2 protein-coding genes are annotated in these 2,604 nt (G+C 48.3%); one reads left to right on the top strand and one right to left on the bottom strand.

All coding sequences use genetic code 11. The features are described from left to right. The coding region (locus tag DP117_RS33920) for a tetratricopeptide repeat protein (RefSeq protein WP_169222538.1) at positions 1-1,917 on the top strand (1,917 nt) is incomplete at its 5' end. 214 nt (positions 1,918-2,131) lie between these two features. Here DP117_RS33920 and DP117_RS33915 read toward each other — a convergent pair. Then, complete coding sequence (locus DP117_RS33915) at positions 2,132-2,497, bottom strand: hypothetical protein (RefSeq protein ID WP_248277968.1); 366 nt, start codon at positions 2,495-2,497, stop codon at positions 2,132-2,134. Between the last annotated feature and the right edge of the window lie 107 nt (positions 2,498-2,604).

The following is a 2,604-nucleotide window of genomic DNA, read 5'->3' as shown; positions in this document are numbered from 1 at the left end:
ACCTCACCCCCAGCCCCTCTCCTTAGTAAGGAGAGGGGAGCAAGAGATGAGCAGAGGTTATGGTTAGAGAAATTAGTCAGCCTCAGCTTAGTTGAATCTGCCACGACTCACGCCAGCCAAACCGCTGAATATCGCGTGACGACGATTTTAGAATCCTTGCTGGAACCGTTATTAAGTGAGGAAGAGTGGCAAACAACGCGACAGCAAGCAGCAAGGAAAATTTATCAAGTGTGGTGGGAGGAGTCTGAGGAATACAGGGAAGAGCAAGGACTGGAAATAGTGCGCTTGGGACTGCTGGCTGGGGAGGAGGAAATTGCTGTCAACGCTGGGCATAGGATTGCAGTTCACTGGGCGGACAGTTCCCGGTTTTTGGAGACTTTCCAATTTTGTGAGCAACTACTGCAAAAGTTTGTGGACTACCGTATCTTGGGAACCATCGCCCGTGCAGAACAGGTTTTGGGCAGAGTTGAGGATGCTGTTGCCCATTATCAGCAAGCTTTAGAGCTTTGCCCTGAAGCAGACTTTAAAGAAAAAGCTGTCACCCTGAACAACATGGCAGGAGTCATCGCCCAACAAGGAGACATCCCCAGGGCGATCACACTATTGGAACAATCCTTGGAAATATCTGAGCGGATTGGCGATATCAGTGGTAAAGCCGCAAGCCTGAGCAACATGGCACAGGTGATTGTCCAACAAGGGGACATCGCAAGAGCGATCGCACTTTGGCAACAATCCTTGGAAACATATGAGCGGATTGGCGATGTCGATGGCAAAGCTGCAACCCTGGGCAACATGGCACGAGTCATCGCCCAACAAGGGGACATCTCGCGCGCGATCGCACTTTGGCAACAATCCTTGGAAATATCTGAGCGGATTGGCGATGTCCGTGGTAAAGCTATCACCCTGAACAACATGGCACTGGTGATAGCCCAACAAGGGGACATCGCAAGAGCGATCACACTTTGGCAACAATCCTTGGAAATATCTGAGCGGATTGGTGATGTTGGTTGTAAAGCCACAACCCTGAACAACATGGCACGGGTGATAGCCCAACAAGGGGACATCGCAAGAGCGATCACACTTTGGCAACAAGACTTGGAAATAAAACAGCGCATTGGCGATGTCCGTGGTAAAGCCGCAACCTTAGGCAACATGGCACGAGTCATCGCCCAACAAGGAGACATCGAAACAGCGATCGCACTATTGGAACAATCCTTGGAAATATCTGAGCGGATTGGCGATGTCGGTGGTAAAGCTGCAACCCTGAGCAACATGGCACAGGTGATAGCTCAACAAGGGGACATCTCAAGAGCGATCGCACTTTGGCAACAATCCTTGGAAATATCTGAGCGGATTGGCGATGTCGGTGGTAAAGCCACAACTCTGGCAAATATGGCTTCTGTCGCAGGTGAAACAGGAGATAAAGCTAGGGAGTTAGATTTAAATCTGCAAGCTGCTTCGGCATTGGCACAGATTCGTGCTTATGGCAATTTGGTGAGAGTTCTGAATAACTTAGGCGTAGCAGATGAAAGCAACGGTTTGGTTTACCTGGCTCAAGCAATCTGGCTGACGTTGAGGATTCAAGCTCCCTTAGCAGATACAATTCATATCATCCGTGCTTTGTATGACGCTGTACCTCAAGGCGATGAACTGCAAGCCTTGCTAGGAAGAACGGCACTATTCTTTTGCAACTGCCGAGGCGAAGGGCATCTGCAGTTAGAGGAATTCCAGGATTTGAGTGTCAGGATGATATCATCGGTGGCGGGTGCTCAAGGAGTTGAGACGCAGGAAGCGTTTGACACTTGGCTTATCCAGCAAAGGCTGAATGATCCAGAATATTTTCTTCCCCAACTCACTCAACGTTTAGAGGAGATGGTTGGCGATGGGTGGTTGTTTGATCGCAGTCAAGTTTCGTAGTACCTCCTTGAGGTGAGGCTGAGCCTCAGTATGGGCATTCCCAGCCGGAGTCTGGGAACGAGGAAATAGGAGTCTGGGAACGAGGAAATAGGAGGTGAGGCTGAGCCTCAGTATGGGCATTCCCAGCCGGAGTCTGGGAACGAGAAATACTACCTCGTTCCCAGGCTGCAGCCTGGGAACGCAATTTAGGAGGCTCAGCCTCCTGAGACTCCAACTACATATCAATCAAATCAACAGCTAAAACTCCTTTCATACCCATGTAATTACGGTAACTGGAATATCGCCAATGAGCAGGATCATCCACATAGCCGCGCCTGAGTGGGTTATTGTGCATATATTCCAACTTTTGCTTAAATATCTCTTGACTTAAGATTGCTTGCGGGTGTGAACCTTCTTGCCAAAGCTGGTATTCTTGGGTAGTTTTGTATAACTGCTTGTGAAATTTCAGTTGCTCTAGTAAATACTCAGTCCGATTTTTCTTTAACCAATCAATCACAGATCTGGCAGTAAAAGACTTGAACGCTGCTATTTCTCTGGATAAATTCTCAGCTGATGCAATTAAGTGAAGATGGTTTTCCATGATCACATAACCATGCAAAGCTAGACGCTGGTGGCGTTGTAGGAAATCTAATGAGTCGAGAAGGATTTGAGCTAAGTTAGGGTTTGATGCTGTAACTTAATTTCTGG

Origin of the sequence: Brasilonema sp. UFV-L1 (genome assembly GCF_012912105.1) — a bacterium.
Classification (GTDB): Bacteria; Cyanobacteriota; Cyanobacteriia; order Cyanobacteriales; family Nostocaceae; genus Brasilonema.
Note: the sequence above shows the minus strand (reverse complement) of the source record. Positions and strands in the feature narration are given on the sequence as shown.